The sequence below is a fragment of the Campylobacter novaezeelandiae genome (assembly GCF_004323845.1).
Classification (GTDB): domain Bacteria; phylum Campylobacterota; class Campylobacteria; order Campylobacterales; family Campylobacteraceae; genus Campylobacter_D; species Campylobacter_D novaezeelandiae.
This window is the reverse complement of sequence record NZ_QPGR01000002.1, coordinates 1-17,397: the sequence shown is the minus strand read 5'-3', so window position 1 is coordinate 17,397 and position 17,397 is coordinate 1. Positions and strand designations below refer to the sequence as shown.

The window sequence follows — 17,397 nt, the reverse complement described above, 5'->3', positions numbered from 1 at the left end:
TTTACTCCCCTGGTCCTAATTTTGGCTTATTGTCTTTAAATATTAAATCTGAGGGACTTCTTCTTAAATCTTTTAAGAGTTGATTGCTTTCTAAAAGTAAAATTTTAAAAAGTTCTAGATTAGAGAGCAATGAGAAGCGAAGATCATCATAGTTTTCAAGTTTATTGTCAGCTTTTTTTATAAAATTGTTAAATAAAATAGAGCTATTGTTGATATTTTCAAGACTTAATCTAGCGTTTTTAGATAGAATGCTAACTTCATCAGCCATAATTCCTAATTTTTTGCTAGTAGATATTAAATTTTCATTTAAAAGATTAAAATTTTGATTGATATTTGAGCTTAAAGTGGCTAAATTTTGCAAAATAAGTTCTACATTTTTTAAATTTTTATCACTTAGTAAAATCTTTGATTTATTATCAGCTGTTTTTACAAGGGAAAAAATATGTTCGCTTTGCTTATCAATTGCTGTAAAAAAACTTTCTTTGAATTTTATAATAGGAATATATGTTTTTGTGCTTATTAATCTTTTAGAATTTTTACTTCCGCCCTGAAGCTGGATAAATTTAAGTCCTGTTATACCTTGAAGTTGTAAAGTAGCAAAGGTATCTTCTTTAATCGGAGTATTTTTTTTTACTTTAATGAGTATATTTACACTTAAATTATCTTTTTCATTGATACTAATTTTTTCAACATTTCCTATCTCAACCCCTAAAAGCCTTACGGGTGCTTTTACACTTAATCCTGCAACGGATTCTTGAGTATGAATTTCGTAATAGCTAAATTCTTCATTTTTTGAATATCCTTGAAACCATATAATAAAAATAAAGCTAAAAGAGAAAATGCTAAAAACAAAAAGTCCTATCCAAAAATAACTTGCCTTATTTTCCATAATTACTCCATAAATCTTTTATAAAGTTCTTGATTTTGAATTTTTAACTCTTCACACGTTCCTATAAAAGCAACTTTTTTATTTTCTAAAATAATAAAGCGATCAAGTAAGGTTTTCATACTATCTTTATCATGAGTTACTAAGATGATATTTAAATTAAAACTTTTTTTCAAATTTAAGATGAGTTCATCAAAAGCACGACTGCTATAAGGATCAAGTCCAGAAGTTGGCTCATCTAAAAATAAAAGCTTAGAATCAAGTGCTAAAGCTCTAGCAATAGCGACTCTTTTTTGCATACCTCCACTTAACTCACTAGGATAGAGTTTTAAGACATTTTCATCAAGACCTACCATCTTAATTTTCATATGGACAATTTCTTCGATAGCATTAAAATCTAATTTGGTATATTCTCTTAAAGGGGTGGCTATATTTTCAAAAACAGAAAAAAAACTAAAAAGTGCAGCAAATTGAAAAACCACTCCCCATTTTTTACGTAAAGTTAGAGCATCTTGTTCACTAATACCTCTTAATTTAAATCCTAAAATTTCATATTCGCCACTATCAAAATGTTCTAAAAGAAGCATTTGTTTTAAAAGAACTGATTTTCCACTCCCACTTCCGCCTAAAATTCCAAAAATTTCATTCTCTTTGATTTCGAAATTTACTTTATCATGAATAAGTTTTGATCCAAAATAGGTTGTGATATTATGTGCTTTTATTATCATTAAAATCCAATTTTAGTTAAAAATACAGAAAATATAGCATTAAATGCTATGATCCAAAAAATAGTATCAACAACACTTTTTGTTGTATAAATTCCAATACTTTGGGTTGTTTTTGCTACATTAAATCCTCTAAAATTAGAAATAATTCCTATTAAAAATCCAAATATAGGAGCTTTAATAATCCCTATAAGTATATTTTTAAAATCAATAGCCTCTCTAAAGCGTCTTAAGAATTCTCCAGCATTTATATCAAGACTTAATTTTGCAATAATAATTCCCCCTAAAATACTTACAATATCGCTTATAATAACTATTAAAGGCATAGCGCAAACTAAAGCCATAACTCTTGGGATAACAATAAAATCAAAAGAATTAAATCCCATAGTATTCATAGCAGCGATTTCATCTGTGATTTTCATCACCCCAATTTGTGCTGTATAAGAGCTTGCACTACGCCCTGCTATAATAATTGCTGCAATAAGGGGTGCTAATTCTCTTGTGGCTGAAATTCCTATTAAATCGACGATAAAAATATTGGCCCCAAATTGAGCAAGTTGATAAGCAGCTTGATAGGCTAATACAACTCCCACTAAAAAAGCAGTTAAAATTACAATGGGAAGAGCTTTTAGTATAGAATCTTCTATATGATATAAAAAAGCAATAAATCTAAATTTTTTAGGATTAATTATGCAAAAAAATAAAGAGCTAAAAAATGCACCTAAAAAATAAAAAAATTGTCTAAATGTTTTTAATAAATTTATACTTGATACACCAATGCTAATAAAATAATCTTTATAAGATAATTTACTTTGTTTTTTGGGATAAATTCTTGTGTAATTTTTTTCGCATAAAGTAAAAAAATGAGAAAAATTAGAATTTAGGTTTAGTTTTTGGACTTTGATATTTCTTTGGGTTAAGTCATGTTCTAGAGCTAGAAAAAACCTTACTCCAGCAGTATCTATAAATTCTAAATGGGTAAAATCAATGACAACATTTTTTTGATTTAGTTGTTTATGAAATTTAATTTTTGGAAGATTTGTTTTATCCCAAATTCCAAAAATTAAAAGTTTGTTTAAATTTTCTTCTTCTTGAAGTTTAAAATAGCAAGACATTTTATAATTTAAGTAAAAAATTGCAAAGTTTTGAAGCGCTAAATCCAAAATGCTCAAATACTTCTTTTTCTTTACCGCTTTCCCCAAAGCTTTTCATAATATAAAGTTCATCGCAAAATTCATAAAGTTCATTAGAATTAGCCGCTTCTACACCTATAACTTTACCTTTTAATAATCTTTTTTGATAATCTTTATTTTGTTCTTTAAAAAGTTCATAGCAAGGCATAGAAACGACATTACACGAGATTTTATTTTTTTCAAGTTCGTTCGCAACTTCTAGGCAAAGATTAACTTCGCTACCACTTGCTAAAAGAGTAAATTTAGCATTTTGACTTTCTTTAATCAAATAGGCCCCATTTTCAACATCTCCAAAAACAGGTTCTTTTAATGCTTTTAATTTTTGACGTGATAATACAAAAGCACTCGGAATATCTGCATTTAAAGCAATTTTCCAAGCTTTTACATTTTCAACTCCATCTGCTGGACGAAAAGTCAAAAAATTTGGCATAGCTCTAAAAGTGCTAAGTTGTTCTATAGGTTGATGGGTTGGACCATCTTCCCCAACCCCTATGCTATCATGAGTAAAGATAAAAAAATGTTTTATTTTCATTAAAGCTGCTATTCTTGCAGCAGGTTTTAAGTATTCGCTAAAAATAAAAAATGTGGCAGAGAAAGGCAAAAATAATCCATATCTTGCAAAAGCATTGTTAATAGCTGCCATTGCGTGTTCTCTTATGCCAAAGTGAATGTTTTTACCTTCTATAAAATCTCCCATATCGTGAAGTTCTGTTTTATTTGAAGGTCCTAAATCTGCACTTCCACCTAGAAAACCTTTCAAATTTTTGGCCAAGATATTTAAAATTTCTCCATTGCTATCTCTTGTAGCTAAGTCTTTATCTTTAAAATCAGGGAAAATAATTTTTGAAAAATCAGGATTTAAAAGCTCTTCTAAGAGTTCTTTTTTATCACTGTTTTCTAGCTTTACTTTCCATTTAGCTTCTTCTAAATCCCCAAGCTCTATAGCCCCTTCAAAGCGAATTTTTACATCTTGTGGAATTTCGAAGTCAAGTTCAGGATTAAAACCTGAATTTATTTTGGCTCTTTTAATAATATCTTTTCCCAAAGGAGACCCATGGCTTTTATGTGATCCTTCAAGTTCTAAAGCTTTTTTTGCAATTTTTGTATTGGCTATAATAAGACTAGGTTTTTTACAATTTTTAGCTAAAATTAAAGCTTCATTAATAGCATTAAAATCATGTCCGTCTATCTCTTGAATTTCAAAATTTTGTGCCTCAAAACGCATTTTTACATTTTCGTTAAAAGCTAATGCAGTATCACCTTCTATGGATATATTATTACTATCATAAATTAAAATAAGATTATCTAGTTGATGAAGTCCTGCTAAAGAGCAAGCCTCATAAGAAATTCCTTCTTGTAGATCCCCATCTCCTAAAAAGCAATAAATTTTATGATTGATAAGCTCTTCTCCTAATAAACAAGCCGCTTTCTTTGCTGCCATTGCAAAACCTACAGCATTAGCTACACCTTGTCCTAATGGTCCTGTGGCAATCTCTATACCTGATGTTGAAATTTCTGGATGCCCTGGAGTTTTAGAATGAAGTTGTCTGAAATTTTTAAGATCTTCTAAGCTTAAATCATAGCCACAAAGATGAAGAAAACTATAAATTAAAGCACTTGCATGCCCTCCTGAAAAGACAAGTCTATCGCGGTTAAGCCAATTGGGATTTTTAGGGTTGTGTTTTAAATGAAGACTAAGGGTTGTTAAGACATCGGCCAAACCTAATGCAACCCCTGGATGTCCTGAATTAGCTTTTTCTATCATATCTGCACTTAAAAATCTTAAAGTATCTGCTTGTTTTTGAAGAATTTGTATATCCATAATTTTACCTTTTATTGTAAATATTGTGTAATTAGATTAAATAATGTTTTTGTTAGGTTTTTATCTAAAATTTGAAGATTATTTTTACATTCTTCGATTAATTTTTCTTTATGCAAAATAGCTTGCTCAAGTCCTAGTAAATTAACGAAAGAATTTTTATTGATATCAGATTTTGAAGGCTTACCACTTTCTTTTTCGTTCATTATGACATCGATAATATCATCATTAATTTGGAAAATAAGTCCAAGTTTTAGGCCTATATTGTAAATTTGTTCAGTTTCTTGTGAATTTAATTCACAAATTTCACAGCCCATTTTTAAACTAGCAGCTATTAATTTAGCAGTTTTATGTATGTGCAAAAATTTAAGCTCTTCTAAATTTAGTTTTTTATTTTCAAAAAAACAATCAATGGCTTGTCCTATAATCATGCCATTAATTCCTGCATTGAAAGCAAGAGTTTGGATTAAATTAATTTTAATACTATCCTTTAGCTTTAAGCGCGAGAGCAATAAAAAAGCTTCAGTATTTAAAGCATCACCTACTAAAATAGCTGTAGCCTCATCGTAAGTTTTGTGCAAAGTTTTAAGATTGCGACGAAAATCAGCATTATCCATAGCAGGTAAATCATCATGAATTAAAGAATAAGTATGAATAAATTCTAAAGCTAAAGCAGCATCTAATGCATCAGGTAAAAGTTTTGGATTTTTAGCTTCTACTACCCCTAAAAGAAGTTGAGCACGAAAGTGTTTTCCTCCAGCTTTAAGCATTGAAGTTAAAGCCTCATTAAAAAAAGGATGAAAACTTTTTATATTTGGAAGGTGATTATTTAAATGTTTTGTAAAAAGTTCTTTCACTTTCTAAGCCTTATGAAAAATTGAAATTCTCCATCTGCTCTAGAATTAATGTCAGTTGCTAAATTATCATAAAAACGACTTAGAGGCAATTTATCACTTTTTCTTTGAATTAAAATATTAAAATCATTGCCTTTGATGAGAATATCTTGTAAATTTTTAAAATCTTTAATAATTTGATTATTAACGCGTAAAATTTTATCACCGACCATAAATCCAGCTGTGGCTGCTTTGGAATTTGGCTCAACTTTTGTTACAATAAGAGCTTTGTTGACGCTTAAACCTAAATTACTTTTAAAGCTTGTTGGAGCTGGTTTTGGTTTATTATTTGGGAGATTAAAATGACTTACATCCTTTTCAAAAACAAGGCTTGATATATTGAGTTCTTGATTGTCTCTTAAAACATTAAAGTAAAGTGTACTTCCTCTATCAGCAAAAAGAATTTTCTCATTAAGTTTTCTTAAGTCTTTTATATTTTCTCCATCAACACTAAGAATTTGATCATTAACTAAAAATTGAGCATTTTTTCTTACATTATGAACATATATTTTATTTTCTCTAATAGTAAAGTCAACTCCAATATCACCCCAATAAACATCATTATATTTCATAAAATGTTTTAAATAGCGATTCCCAATAAAAGAACCATTATTGAGCGCAATGCCTAACATATTACAGCAAGGTGTGCTTAAAATTCCAATTTTTGAATTAAAATCAAGTTGATCTTTTTCATTGATATTTTGTGCTAAATACTTGATGTGACCTATATAAGCTTTATTTGGATCTAAAACTCCTACCCAATCGCTACGAGTTAAGTTTTGTTCATCTACCATTTTTGTAGGAATAAGACTAAAATCAGTCCTTACAAGATATAAATTTAAAAAAGGATCGTATTTTACATATTTGTTAAGCTTTGTATTAGGTTTTTTTATAACAGCAAGTAGATTTTCTCCTAAAACAAAAGCATCCATACCCTCATAGTTTAATTTACTTGCTTTATTTCTTTCATAGCAAGCTGCAAAATCTTCAAATTTAGGTCTTTCTACTGCAAAAGATAAAGAAATTAAAATACAAAAACTTAATAGGAATTTAATCATAATTTTAACCCTCCTAAAACATCAGTAGCCAATGAATTACGATTTTTTGCAACCATAGCTAAAACATCATTTGTAGCCGAAATAAGTAAAATTTGCAAAGATTCTTTATCTTCAAGCAAAGAGTCATCTATGGCAATATCAATAATTTCACCTTTTCCATTTGCGCTTACTTTGACAAGTCCTGCACCACTTTTTGCGCAAAATTCTTTTTTATCAAGTTCTGATTCTATAGCCTTTGCTTGTTCTTGAACCTTATTTAAAAGTTCTCCCATTTTTGAAAGATCTAAATTATCAAACATTTATTTTCCTTGATTTTTATAAAATTCTTGAATTATGATTTTATCACTAAAAGGATATTTTTTACCTTTAATTTCTTGATAATTCTCATCTCCTTTACCTAAAATCAAAACTAAATCATCTTGTTCTTTTAATTTTAAAGCCTTATAAATAGCTTCTTTACGATCTGTAATTGTTAAAACTTTTGATTTATTATCAAATCCTTTTAAAATTTCTTCTATGATTGCATCAGGTTCTTCATCTCTTGGATTATCGCTTGTGATAATAGCTGTTTTAGCATAGTGTTCAACAATTTTTCCCATTAAAGGACGTTTGCTTTTATCTCTATTTCCTCCTGCGCCAAAAACAACAATTAGTTTTTTATCTTTAAAGGTGTCAAGGATTTTTTCTATTCCATCAGGAGTGTGGGCAAAATCAATGATTACATTTTTTGCTATTTCTTCAACTCTTCCACAAACTCCTCCAAAATTTGAAATAGCAGCTTCTAATTTTTTTAGATCAGGTTTTAAAAGTTCGTTGACAAGGGCGCTTGCGGCCAAAAGATTATAAAGATTAAAAAGGCCAAGCAAAGAAGAGTTGATATGAAAGCTTTGATTTTTAGCCATTACAATAGCGGATATTCCCTCATTTAAAGAATAAGCTTTAATATGATAATAAGAAGGATTTTCTATGCCATAAGTAAAAGAGTTTTTTATGTTAAAACGTATGGCTTTTGCATCTTTATTGATAAATTTTATACTTTCATCTGTAAAAAAACTTTCTTTAGCTAAACGATAATTATCAAAATTTTGATGAAAATCTAGGTGATCTATTGTGATATTAGTAAAGATTTTTGCTTTAAATTTTAAACCCTCAATTCGATTTTGAACTAAAGCATGCGAGCTTACTTCCATTACAAAAAAATCACATTTTTCTTCACTTGCTTTGCTTAAATATTCTAAAGTTTTTAATATAGGTTCTGTGGTTAGAGATTTTTCATTAATTTGTTTATCATTGATAAAAGCACCCCTTGTTCCACAAAGAGCACATTTATATCCTAAATCTAACAAAATAGAATAAATGGCAGCTGCAGTAGTTGTTTTGCCATTTGTTCCTGTTATGCCAATAATTTGAATATTTTCATCAATGTTTAAAAGTTTTTTACATTCGGCTACATCAATGATTTTTGCGCCCTTTTCTTTAGCTTGATCGACAAATTGCTTATTTTGATCATTGCACAAGAAAAAGCAATCTTTTTGACATTCTAAAGAATTATCAGTTATAAAGGTATTTTTAAATTTTAGAATCATTTTTCATCTTTAGCAGTTTTTTTTGAATTTTAATAAATTTTTTATTTGCCCAAAAATGTAAAAAAACATCTTCTATATAGTTTAAAGTAAAATCTTTATATCCGTTATCAAGGAGTTTTTCTAGAAATTCTAAAAAATCTTCCCTATCATTGATGACCAATTTTCCAGAATGAATAATATTTTCAAAAGACTTTTTAAAACCGATTTTTTCTTCACTTATTAAAAAATCTTTATAATTAAGGGCATAACCATCTTCAAACTCGCTTTTTGATGCTGTGTTTTTAAATTCAACAGAGTTTAAAATTTGATCAAAATCTTTATCGATAAATTTTAAGCGATAGTTATCTATATAAAATTCAAAAAGTAAAAAAGCTTCTTGAGGATGGCTTAAAGCTAAGTCACAAAGACTTATAAAATTTAGTAAACGTTTGTTTTTTCTTTTTTCATAAGCTAAAGAAAAATAGGTTTTTGCGGTATTAAAATCTTTTTTATAAAAATGATCAATACCAAGCTGTTTATAGTTTTGCAAATTCTTGTGCCCCACCATCTAAATTTATAAGAGTTATATCAGGATGTATATCAATTTTTAATTGTCTTTCAAGTCCGTATTTTAAAGTTGTCCCACTTGCAGAACAACCCTTGCAAGCCCCAATTAAATGCACATAAACTACACCTTTTTTTATCCCTAAAAATTCTAATCCACCGCCATCTCTTTCTAAAATATACATATTTTTCTCTAAACAAGTTTTAACAGGATTTATAAGTTCTTCATCGCTAAAAGGCATCATAGTTTTACTCTTTTTTATAAATTTTTTAAATACTTTAACACGATTGTATTTAAAAAAAGGTAAATTAAACCTTAGTCTATATCTTCTTTATTAGCTAGATTTTCAAGACTTTTTAATCCATCTTCTCCTATAAGATTTTTTCCTCTTAGGGTTCCAAATATAGCATTTAAAGAACTTACGATAGAATGGGAGTTAAAGCTAAGACTTTCTATAGCTCTTGCTCTTTTTTTCCATATATTTTGCATGGCTCTCATTTCGCTTTCTAAATCTTCTTTCATATTTTGGTAGGTTTTTAAAATTAAAGTCATTTGTGTGCTAAATTCTTTAGAATTTAAATATTCATATAAAAGATGATTTTTTTCTTCTTTGTTTTCTAAAGAATTTTTGAGTTTATGAAAATTTATAATGCTTTCTCTAATAACACAAATTGCACTCTTAAATTCATTGAAAGTGCAAATTAAAATTCCTTCCTTAAAATGAATTTTTTGTTGGTCTTTTGGCATAGTTTTTGTAAGCAAAATGGCAAGATCTACTTTTGTTTTAATACTATCTTGTTTAAGTTTATCAAGCCATTCTTTATTAAATTCTTTAGTTCTTTTGCTTTCATATAAAATACTTCCACAAATATTTCCAAAAAGATCTTTGACAATGTGTATACAATCTGCCCCATTAATACCTTTTGGAACTTCTTTAATTTCATCAGTTAAAAATTCGTTTTTTAAAAATTCTTCTATGAGAAGTTCTTGTGCTTCACCTTGGAGTTGTTGTGATCCTTGCTCAGCTTTTCTTTTTGCAGCATCAAGTTCTTTTTTAATGCTTTCAAGTTGCAGTTTTAATTCTTGATGCTTTAATTCTTCTTCATTTCTTTTATGCTCAAATTCAAGGCGTAAGCGTTCTTTTTCAAATTCTAAATTTTTCTTTTCTTGTTCTTTAAATTCTTTAAAAGCTTCTTGTTTGGCTAAGAATTTAATTTTTTCTTCATTTTCTTTTTGTTCTCTTTTTAGTTGTTCATTTTCAGCTTTTAAAAAAAGCAATTCACTTAATTCTTTGCTTTTTTTCTCCAATTCATTTTGCATTAATTGTTTTTCTTTTTCGTGTTCTTTAATAAAAGTTTGAATAAATTGTTCTTTAAACGCATCTTGCTCTTTTTGTGCTGTTTGTTTTATCTCTTCTATTTGATTTTTTAGTCCTTCTTGAATTTTTTGTTTAATAATTTCTTCTTGTTTTATTTTTTCTTCTTCAAGTTTGGCTAAATGTTTTTTATACTCTAGTCTTTTTTCTTCTACTTCTTTATTAAATTCTTGTTTTTGTTTTTGAATTTCTAAATTAGCTTCATTTAAAACTTGAGTATAGAGAGCTTGGTTGATATTTATAAATTCTTTACATTTTGGACATTGAATTTGTTTTTCATAAATTTGCATATTGTTTTCCTTCAATGATATTTTGATATTTTAACACAAATGCAAAGTTTATTTTAAGATTCTTATTAATAGAATTTTTGCATTGAATTTTATTTTTAAGGAAGTTATGCAAAAACTTGTTCCAATTAAAGGGTTTAAAAAATTTAAACTTATTGTCATTTTAGCTTTAATGTCTAGTATAGCCCCTCTTTCTACAGATATGTATTTACCAGCCTTAACTCATGTAGAAGAAAGTTTTAAAACAAGCACTTTCCTAACCCAGCTTTCTTTGGCAAGTTTTTTTATAGCTTTTTCTTTGGGGCAACTTATTTATGGACCTTTAAGTGATATTTTTGGACGTAAAAAACCAGCACTTTTTGGAATTTTGCTTTTTATGATTTCTAGTTTTGCTTGTGTTATGGTTGATAATATTTTTCTTTTTATTTTATTAAGATTTTTTCAAGCTCTTGGTGGATGCGCGGGTATTGTTATAGCAAGGGCTATTGTTAATGATTTATTTGAAATTAAAGAAGCAACAGGAATTTTTGCTTTGATGATGGTTTTTTCTTCTTTAGCACCTATGCTTTCTCCTACTTTTGGAGGAATGCTTCTTAATTATTTTTCTTGGCATAGTATTTTTGTGACTTTATTTGTTCTTGGTATTATTTTATTTTTAATGATACTTTTTGGACTTAAAGAAAGTGCGAATTTAACTCAAAGTCAAAAATTTTCTTTTAAACAAACTTTAAATGTTTATGGTATTGTTTTAAAAGATAAGATTTTTTTAACCTATATATTATCAGCTGCATTAGCTCTTAGTGCTATGTTTGCATATATTACAGGATCTAGTTTTGTTTTTACAAAAATTTTTGATTTGAGCGAACAAAAATTTGCAATACTTTTTGGTATAAATGCTTTTGGTTTTGTTCTTTGTGCAAACATAAATGCGAAACTAGTCTTAAAATATAATTCTGAAAAAATTTTATCTTATGCATTATTTTTAATGTTTATTGCAACTTTAATTTTATTTTTAAGTGCTTTTTTAAACCCTAATTTTTATCTTTTTGAAGTATTAATTTTTATAAGTATAGCTAGTCTTGGTTTTATAGCACCAAATACCACAACTTTGGCTATGGCAAGATTTAAACAATGCTCTGGAACAGCCTCTGCTATACTTGGAACAACGCAGTTTGCCTTAGCTGGATTTATTTCATTTTTTGTTGGAATTATAAATGCAAATACTCCTATAGTTTTGGCACTTTTAATGTGCATGTGCGTTTTTTTGGCAAATGCAGTTTATTTTGCTATAAAATTAAAAAATTTTCTTGTTACAAAAATACTCAACTAAATTTAAATCTTTATTAAAACTCCTACTTTGATTTATCGTTTTGCTAAAATCTAAGAAGATAAATCAAAAAAAAGGAAAAATATGTGGGAGCAAATTTATGATCCTTTGGGAAATATTTGGCTTAGTGCTTTATTTGCATTTTTGCCTATATTTTGTTTTTTGGTGTGTTTGGTTTTTTTTAAATTAAAAGGCTATCAAGCGGGTTTTTTAACGGTTGTATTGGCTTCTTTGGTAGCTTTATTAGTTTATAAAATGCCTTGGAATTTAGTTGGAGCTAGTTTTATACAGGGTTTTATAAATGGAATGTGGCCTATTGCTTGGATTATTATCGCAGCAATCTTTCTTTATAAGCTTTCCATTAAATCAGGTTCTTTTGAAGTCATTAAACAAAGTATGATGAGTATCACCCCTGATCATAGAATTCAAGTTATTTTAATAGGTTTTTGTTTCGGTTCTTTTTTAGAAGGAGCAATAGGCTTTGGTGGTCCTATTGCCATTACGGCTGCACTTTTGGTAGGTCTTGGTTTTAAACCTTTGCAAGCAGCTGGACTTTGTTTGATAGCAAATACCGCTCCGGTTGCTTTTGGAGCAGTAGGGATACCAGTAACCGCTATGTGTGATCTTTTAGGAATTCAAGGTGGGGCTGTTTCTGCTATGATAGGGCGTATGCTTGTGCCACTTTCTTTTATAGTGCCATTTTTTGTTGTCTTTTTAATGGACGGATTTAAAGGCATTAGGGAAACTTTCGCACCAGTTTTTGTAGCATCAATTAGTTTTACTTTAACTCAATTTTTAAGTTCTAATTATTTGGGTGCTGAACTTCCAAGTATTATTTCAGCCGTTGTTTCTCTTGCTTTTACTATAGTTTTTCTAAAATTTTATAAGGTTAAAAATATTTATCGTGTAGATGGAAAAACAGAATTTAAAAATGAATTAAATTTAAATACTAGTTTAATACTTAAGGCTTGGACTCCTTTTATTCTTCTTATTGTGTGTATAATTTTTTGGACTCAGCCATTTTTTAAAGAACTTTTTGCAAAAGATGGAATTTTAGCTTTTACAAGCATTAGTTTAACTTTTAATAATATAAGCGGAGGTATTTTAAGCCCATCAATAGTGGATAGCACAATGTTAAAACCTGTAAGTCTAGGACTTGGGATAGATTTAATTAATGGAAAAAGTGTCGCTCAGGCTGGAACAGCTATACTTTTTGCAGCTTTTTTAACTATAGCTATACTAAAAATTAAAGCAAATGATGCTGTTGAATGTTTTAGTGCAACTTTAAAAGAAATGGCTATACCTTGTCTTACTATAGGTCTTGTTGTGGCCTTTGCTTTTATTTCTAAAAATAGTGGCATGAGCTCAACTTTAGGACTTGCTTTTGCACATACAGGAGGAGCTTTTTCTTTCTTTTCTCCTATTATTGGTTGGATAGGAGTTTTCTTAACAGGATCAGATACTAGTGCAAATTTGCTTTTTGGAGCTTTACAGCAAATTAGTGCACAAAAACTTGGAGTGAGTGAGGCCTTATTTTTGGCGGCCAACTCAGTAGGAGGAGTAGTTGGAAAAATGATTAGTCCTCAAAGTATAGCCGTTGCTTGCGCTGCTGTAGGACTTGTGGGGAGAGAATCAGAGCTTTTTAAATTTACTCTTAAGTATTCTATAGCTTTTGTTGTTTTGGTAGGAATTTGGACTTGTATTATAGCTTTCTTTTTGCAAGATATTATTCCTCCTATAGTTTTAAAATAGAAAGGTTAATATGAAAAAAGTATATTTTTATGCAACTTGTTTAGGGACAGCTGCTATGCAAGATACAATTTTAAATGCTTTAAAGCTTTTGCGTAGGGAAGGTGTTGAGGTGATATTTAAGAAAAAGCAAACTTGCTGTTCTCAACCTTCTTTTAATTCAGGATATTTTAAAGAAAGTAAAGAAATAGCTCTTTATAATGTAAATTTATTTGATGAACCTTATCCTATAGTAGTTCCAAGCGGATCTTGTGCAGGTATGATGAGTCATGATTATTTAGAACTTTTTAAAGATGATGTGCATTTTGAAAAGGTGAAAAATTTTTCTCAAAGAGTTATAGAGCTTTCGCAGTATTTAGATGAGGTTTTAAATGTGGAGTATGAAGACAAAGGAGAGCCTATAAAAATTACTTGGCATTCTAATTGTCACGCCTTAAGAGTTCAAAAAAGTATTGATGCTAATAAAAATTTGATCAAGAGACTTAAAAATGTAGAACTTATTCCTTTAGAGTATGAAGAGGAGTGCTGTGGTTTTGGAGGAACGTTTTGCGTAAAAGAGCCAGAAATTTCAAATGCTATGGCTAAAAGCAAGATTAAAGATATACAAAATTCAGGTGCTAAATATTTAGTTAGTGCAGATGGGGGCTGTCTTTTAAATATCAGTGGAACGATGCAAAAGATGGGGCTTGATGTAAAGGCTATACATTTGTATGATTTTTTAAATAAACGCTTGCAAGGAGAGAGTCTATGAATAAAATGTCTCATAAAGAAATAGTTAAAATTAAACTCAATGATAAACAAATGCAAGAAAATCTTATGAATGCTATGCATACTTTGCAAAGAAATCGCCTTAAAGTTATCGATGATAAATTTAAGGATTGGCAAGGTTTAAGATCTAAAGCTAAACAAGCTAAAAATAATGCTTTAATGAGTTTAAAAGATAGGCTTTTGGAATTTGAGAAAAATGCTAGTGCAAATGGTATGATAGTGCATTGGGCAGATACCAAAGAAGAAGCTTGTGAATTGATTTATGAACTTATGGTGCAAAAAAATATCACAAAGATTCTCAAGGGAAAGTCTATGGCAAGCGAGGAAATAGGTTTAAATCATTATTTAGAAAATAAAGGTTTTAAAGCAATTGAGACGGATTTAGGCGAACTTATTTTGCAGTTAAATGATGAAAATCCTGTCCATATAGTTGTCCCAGCTATTCATAGAAATCGTTATGAGATTGGAAAAATTTTTGAAGAAAAGTTAGGCTCTGCTTTAGAGAGTGAGCCTGAAAAACTTAATGCCATAGCAAGAAAGCATTTAAGAAATGAATTTGAAGGATTGAAGTTAGGTTTAAGTGGGGTCAATTTTGCTATGTCTAAAGAAGGAGCTTTTTGGCTTATAGAAAATGAAGGAAATGGTAGAATGTGCACCACGGCTCCTGATATTCATATAGCACTTTGTGGTATAGAAAAAGTAATGGAAAGTTTTGAAGATGCAGCGACTATGGTATCTTTGCTTACTCCTTCAGCAACAGGGCAGTTTATCCCTACTTATAACAATATCATTACAGGTCCTAGAAAAAATGGTGACTTAGATGGCCCTAAAGAAGTGCATATTGTGCTTTTTAACAATAATCGCACTAATATGCTTTCAAATGAAGATTATTATGAAGCACTAAGATGTATAAGATGTGGAGCTTGTATGAATTTTTGTCCTGTTTATGATCAAATAGGAGGACATACTTATCAAACAACTTATCCAGGTCCTATAGGAGAAGTGATTAGTCCTAATATTTTTGGTATTGATTATACGGGAGATATTTTAACTTTTTGTTCGCTTTGTGGGCGTTGTTCGGAGGTTTGTCCTGTTAGAATTCCATTAGCAGATTTGATTAGAAAATTAAGAAGAGATAAGGTAGGACAAGGAGATAACCCACCAATAGGAGCAAATTTAGTTAAACACAATAAAGCAGAAGCTTTTGCTTTTGCAAGATTTAAAGATTTGGCTACAAATGGGAATTTATGGAAATTTTCTTTATCAAAAGCTCATTATTTTAATTCTTTATTGCATAGTTTTAAAGACTCTTTGCCTGTGATTAAAAATTGGAGTGCTTTTAAAGAGTTGCCACAAATTAAAAAAGATTTATATAAAGAGATAGAAAAGCTTGAAGGAGTGATTTATGAGTAGTAGAATTTTAGAGCTTTCTTCAAAAAGCAAAGAGAGTATTTTAAATAAAATCAAAAATGCTTATAGCGAAAAAGATTTTACCTATATTCCAAGTATTGATCCAATAGATCATATAAATACCAAAGACGATACTCTTGGTGAATTAAAGCAAAAAATGAGTGATAATAAATACATAGTAGAAGAATGCACCAAAGATCAGCTTGAAGAAAAGATCAATGAAATTGTGGCAAAGTATGATTATCAAAAAATGATTTATGGACAAGGTTTAAATTTGGATTTATCAAAAATTAAAGCAAATGAAAAAATTTGTTTTGATAAAAACATAGAAGAATTAAGATCTGAAGTTTTTCAAAGTGATTTTTCTGTGATTCACGCAAGGGCAGGGGTAAGCTCTCATGGCGTGGCTTTAGTGCTTTCAAGCAAAGAACAACCCAGAATGCTTTCTTTAGCTCCAAAACTTTGCATAGTTTTACTTCAAAAAGAAAATATAGTGAAAAGTCTTAGCGAGGCTTTAAATTTGGTAAAAAAAGAAAATAAAATTTTGCCAAGTAATATTTTATTTATTGCAGGGCCATCAAGAACGGCTGATATAGAGCTTATAACTGTTTTTGGAGTGCATGGACCCCAACAAGCTCATATTATCTTGTATTGATTTTTTTAAAATCAATACAAGATTTAAGCCGGAGTAGTTTTGTTTTAAAGTCTTTTTTAAATAAGCGAAATGCTATTTTAAATCTTAGTCTAAGTTTCGTTTTTTGAAGTAGTTTTTTTGTATGCAAGTAAGAAAGAGGGTAAAATTCAAGCATATAAAAATCTGTATAATAAGAACAAGTTTTAATTAAAAATGGATCTTTTTTATATTTTTTATTTTGGTGAATAAAATTGAAAATATTAACAGCAATTATTAACTAAAAATGTCTAAATGATTCTAAGTTTGTTCTATTAATACCACGAATTATAATCATTAAAGCCATAAATTTAGATAATTTTATTTTTAATTTTTAGGTAATAGTGATAAAATTTTACTTTCTTTTTTAAAAATTTATATTTTAAATAAGAAAGCTCTTTTAAGTCATAAGAGCATTTAAGAATTTCTTTTTCAAGGTGAAAGAAAAAATATTTTATAATAAATTGATCTAAATTTGAATTTTGAAGAATAATTAAAATTGATTTATAATCTTTTAAATTTTTTTGTAATTGCTCTTTTGTTTTTCTTTTTGAAATAGAATTTTCATTAAAATTATAAAAATATCCTATAAAATTAGCAGTTTGTATGCTAGGGTTGATAAGAAATGCAAAGACTAAAAGATCTTCTGCTATAGTCAGTCTTAAAAAAGGATTAAGTTTTTGAAGATTTTTTAAATAAAAGTCTTTTTGTATGAGACAAAAACAAACATTAAAATCAATTCCTTTATAATGCATCATTTTATTTTTTAATTCTTCATAATCCTTATAATTAGGCAGATTTTCTTCTATACCCCCCCCATCTCATCAATCTTAGCAAAACCAAATCTAAGCAAATTAGCTTCTTTAATCTCTTTTAAAGCTAACTCACAAGCATTTAAAGCTAAGGTATCATCAGGATCTAAAAACATTATATAAGGTGAGTTTGAATTTAATACTCCTATATTTCTACTTGCAAAGGTTCCTAAATTCTTCTCATTATGAACAATTTTAATTCTTTTATCTTTTAAAGCTTCTTCTTTAGCTATTTTAATACTATTATCACTTCCTAAATCATCTACCACAATAATCTCTATATCTTTAAGACTTT

The 17,397-nt window shown here is 28.7% G+C and carries 18 protein-coding genes; 5 read left to right on the top strand and 13 right to left on the bottom strand.

The window, feature by feature from the left end:
* Position 1: 1 nt before the first annotated feature.
* The 11 genes from DU473_RS01335 to DU473_RS01285 all read right to left on the bottom strand — a co-directional run bounded on the left by DU473_RS01335 (position 2) and on the right by DU473_RS01285 (position 10,369).
* The gene (locus DU473_RS01335; RefSeq protein WP_131164050.1) at positions 2–889 is read right to left on the bottom strand and encodes an MlaD family protein; all 888 of its coding nucleotides are present in this window, start codon (positions 887–889) and stop codon (positions 2–4) included.
* A gap of 2 nt (positions 890–891) precedes the next feature.
* Positions 892–1,614, bottom strand: a complete 723-nt coding sequence (locus tag DU473_RS01330) for an ABC transporter ATP-binding protein (protein WP_131164051.1) — start codon at positions 1,612–1,614, stop codon at positions 892–894.
* Positions 1,614–2,726, bottom strand: a complete 1,113-nt coding sequence (locus DU473_RS01325; RefSeq protein ID WP_131186414.1) for an ABC transporter permease — start codon at positions 2,724–2,726, stop codon at positions 1,614–1,616. The genes DU473_RS01330 and DU473_RS01325 overlap by 1 nt, the downstream gene beginning before the upstream one ends.
* A 1-nt stretch (position 2,727) precedes the next feature.
* Positions 2,728–4,626, bottom strand: a complete 1,899-nt coding sequence (gene tkt, locus DU473_RS01320; RefSeq protein ID WP_131186413.1) for a transketolase — start codon at positions 4,624–4,626, stop codon at positions 2,728–2,730.
* Between the two features lie 11 nt (positions 4,627–4,637).
* Positions 4,638–5,480 carry a polyprenyl synthetase family protein gene (locus DU473_RS01315; RefSeq protein WP_131186412.1) on the bottom strand — a complete coding sequence of 281 codons (843 nt, stop codon included), beginning with the start codon at positions 5,478–5,480 and terminating at the stop codon, positions 4,638–4,640.
* Positions 5,477–6,574, bottom strand: a complete 1,098-nt coding sequence (locus tag DU473_RS01310) for a DUF7488 domain-containing protein (RefSeq protein WP_438830688.1) — start codon at positions 6,572–6,574, stop codon at positions 5,477–5,479. The genes DU473_RS01315 and DU473_RS01310 overlap by 4 nt, the downstream gene beginning before the upstream one ends.
* On the bottom strand, positions 6,571–6,873 hold the full coding sequence (locus tag DU473_RS01305; RefSeq protein WP_131164055.1) for a YbaB/EbfC family nucleoid-associated protein: 303 nt from the start codon (positions 6,871–6,873) through the stop codon (positions 6,571–6,573). Before DU473_RS01305 ends, DU473_RS01310 begins: the two co-directional genes overlap by 4 nt.
* A complete protein-coding gene (locus tag DU473_RS01300) occupies positions 6,874–8,160 on the bottom strand; it encodes a UDP-N-acetylmuramoyl-L-alanyl-D-glutamate--2,6-diaminopimelate ligase (protein WP_131186411.1) in 1,287 nt (428 codons plus the stop codon).
* A complete protein-coding gene (locus DU473_RS01295; protein WP_131186410.1) occupies positions 8,144–8,689 on the bottom strand; it encodes a histidine kinase in 546 nt (181 codons plus the stop codon). The genes DU473_RS01300 and DU473_RS01295 overlap by 17 nt, the downstream gene beginning before the upstream one ends.
* Positions 8,676–8,948 (bottom strand): NifU family protein, encoded by a 273-nt coding sequence (locus tag DU473_RS01290; RefSeq protein ID WP_131164058.1) that lies wholly within the window; start codon positions 8,946–8,948, stop codon positions 8,676–8,678. The genes DU473_RS01295 and DU473_RS01290 overlap by 14 nt, the downstream gene beginning before the upstream one ends.
* 71 nt (positions 8,949–9,019) lie before the next feature.
* Entirely contained in the window at positions 9,020–10,369 is a 1,350-nt protein-coding gene (locus DU473_RS01285; RefSeq protein ID WP_131164059.1) for a DUF2130 domain-containing protein, read from the bottom strand.
* Positions 10,370–10,475: 106 nt separating this feature from the next.
* On the opposite strand from DU473_RS01285, the gene DU473_RS01280 reads away from it, so the two are divergent.
* The 5 genes from DU473_RS01280 (at position 10,476) to DU473_RS01260 (ending at position 16,275) form a co-directional block, all read left to right on the top strand.
* On the top strand, positions 10,476–11,696 hold the full coding sequence (locus DU473_RS01280) for a multidrug effflux MFS transporter (RefSeq protein ID WP_131164060.1): 1,221 nt from the start codon (positions 10,476–10,478) through the stop codon (positions 11,694–11,696).
* Positions 11,697–11,777: 81 nt separating this feature from the next.
* Positions 11,778–13,445: an L-lactate permease gene (locus DU473_RS01275; RefSeq protein ID WP_131165757.1), complete on the top strand. Its 1,668-nt coding sequence runs from the start codon at positions 11,778–11,780 to the stop codon at positions 13,443–13,445.
* A 10-nt stretch (positions 13,446–13,455) separates the two neighbouring features.
* Positions 13,456–14,193, top strand: coding sequence for a (Fe-S)-binding protein (locus DU473_RS01270; protein WP_131186409.1), 738 nt, complete (start codon positions 13,456–13,458; stop codon positions 14,191–14,193).
* Positions 14,190–15,623, top strand: a complete 1,434-nt coding sequence (locus DU473_RS01265) for a LutB/LldF family L-lactate oxidation iron-sulfur protein (RefSeq protein WP_131164063.1) — start codon at positions 14,190–14,192, stop codon at positions 15,621–15,623. Before DU473_RS01270 ends, DU473_RS01265 begins: the two co-directional genes overlap by 4 nt.
* On the top strand, positions 15,616–16,275 hold the full coding sequence (locus DU473_RS01260; RefSeq protein ID WP_131186408.1) for a LutC/YkgG family protein: 660 nt from the start codon (positions 15,616–15,618) through the stop codon (positions 16,273–16,275). Before DU473_RS01265 ends, DU473_RS01260 begins: the two co-directional genes overlap by 8 nt.
* Positions 16,276–16,601: 326 nt before the next feature.
* Here DU473_RS01260 and DU473_RS01255 read toward each other — a convergent pair whose 3' ends face one another.
* Both DU473_RS01255 and DU473_RS01250 read right to left on the bottom strand, forming a co-directional pair.
* A complete protein-coding gene (locus DU473_RS01255) occupies positions 16,602–17,048 on the bottom strand; it encodes a hypothetical protein (RefSeq protein ID WP_131186407.1) in 447 nt (148 codons plus the stop codon).
* Between the two features lie 47 nt (positions 17,049–17,095).
* A partial coding sequence (locus DU473_RS01250; RefSeq protein ID WP_131186406.1) for a glycosyltransferase family 2 protein occupies positions 17,096–17,397 on the bottom strand: 302 nt, incomplete at its 5' end.

What these genes read in the sequence shown, in the direction of transcription:
- DU473_RS01300 (WP_131186411.1), bottom strand. Translation starts at nt 8,160, where the DNA reads ATGATTCTAAAATTTAAAAATACCTTTATAACTGATAATTCTTTAGAA.
- DU473_RS01255 (WP_131186407.1), bottom strand. Translation starts at nt 17,048, where the DNA reads ATGATGCATTATAAAGGAATTGATTTTAATGTTTGTTTTTGTCTCATA.
- DU473_RS01285 (WP_131164059.1), bottom strand. Translation starts at nt 10,369, where the DNA reads ATGCAAATTTATGAAAAACAAATTCAATGTCCAAAATGTAAAGAATTT.
- DU473_RS01305 (WP_131164055.1), bottom strand. Translation starts at nt 6,873, where the DNA reads ATGTTTGATAATTTAGATCTTTCAAAAATGGGAGAACTTTTAAATAAG.
- DU473_RS01335 (WP_131164050.1), bottom strand. Translation starts at nt 889, where the DNA reads ATGGAAAATAAGGCAAGTTATTTTTGGATAGGACTTTTTGTTTTTAGC.
- DU473_RS01280 (WP_131164060.1), top strand. Translation starts at nt 10,476, where the DNA reads ATGCAAAAACTTGTTCCAATTAAAGGGTTTAAAAAATTTAAACTTATT.
- DU473_RS01275 (WP_131165757.1), top strand. Translation starts at nt 11,778, where the DNA reads ATGTGGGAGCAAATTTATGATCCTTTGGGAAATATTTGGCTTAGTGCT.
- DU473_RS01325 (WP_131186414.1), bottom strand. Translation starts at nt 2,726, where the DNA reads ATGTCTTGCTATTTTAAACTTCAAGAAGAAGAAAATTTAAACAAACTT.
- tkt (WP_131186413.1), bottom strand. Translation starts at nt 4,626, where the DNA reads ATGGATATACAAATTCTTCAAAAACAAGCAGATACTTTAAGATTTTTA.
- DU473_RS01310 (WP_438830688.1), bottom strand. Translation starts at nt 6,574, where the DNA reads ATGATTAAATTCCTATTAAGTTTTTGTATTTTAATTTCTTTATCTTTT.
- DU473_RS01260 (WP_131186408.1), top strand. Translation starts at nt 15,616, where the DNA reads ATGAGTAGTAGAATTTTAGAGCTTTCTTCAAAAAGCAAAGAGAGTATT.
- DU473_RS01330 (WP_131164051.1), bottom strand. Translation starts at nt 1,614, where the DNA reads ATGATAATAAAAGCACATAATATCACAACCTATTTTGGATCAAAACTT.
- DU473_RS01270 (WP_131186409.1), top strand. Translation starts at nt 13,456, where the DNA reads ATGAAAAAAGTATATTTTTATGCAACTTGTTTAGGGACAGCTGCTATG.
- DU473_RS01265 (WP_131164063.1), top strand. Translation starts at nt 14,190, where the DNA reads ATGAATAAAATGTCTCATAAAGAAATAGTTAAAATTAAACTCAATGAT.
- DU473_RS01290 (WP_131164058.1), bottom strand. Translation starts at nt 8,948, where the DNA reads ATGATGCCTTTTAGCGATGAAGAACTTATAAATCCTGTTAAAACTTGT.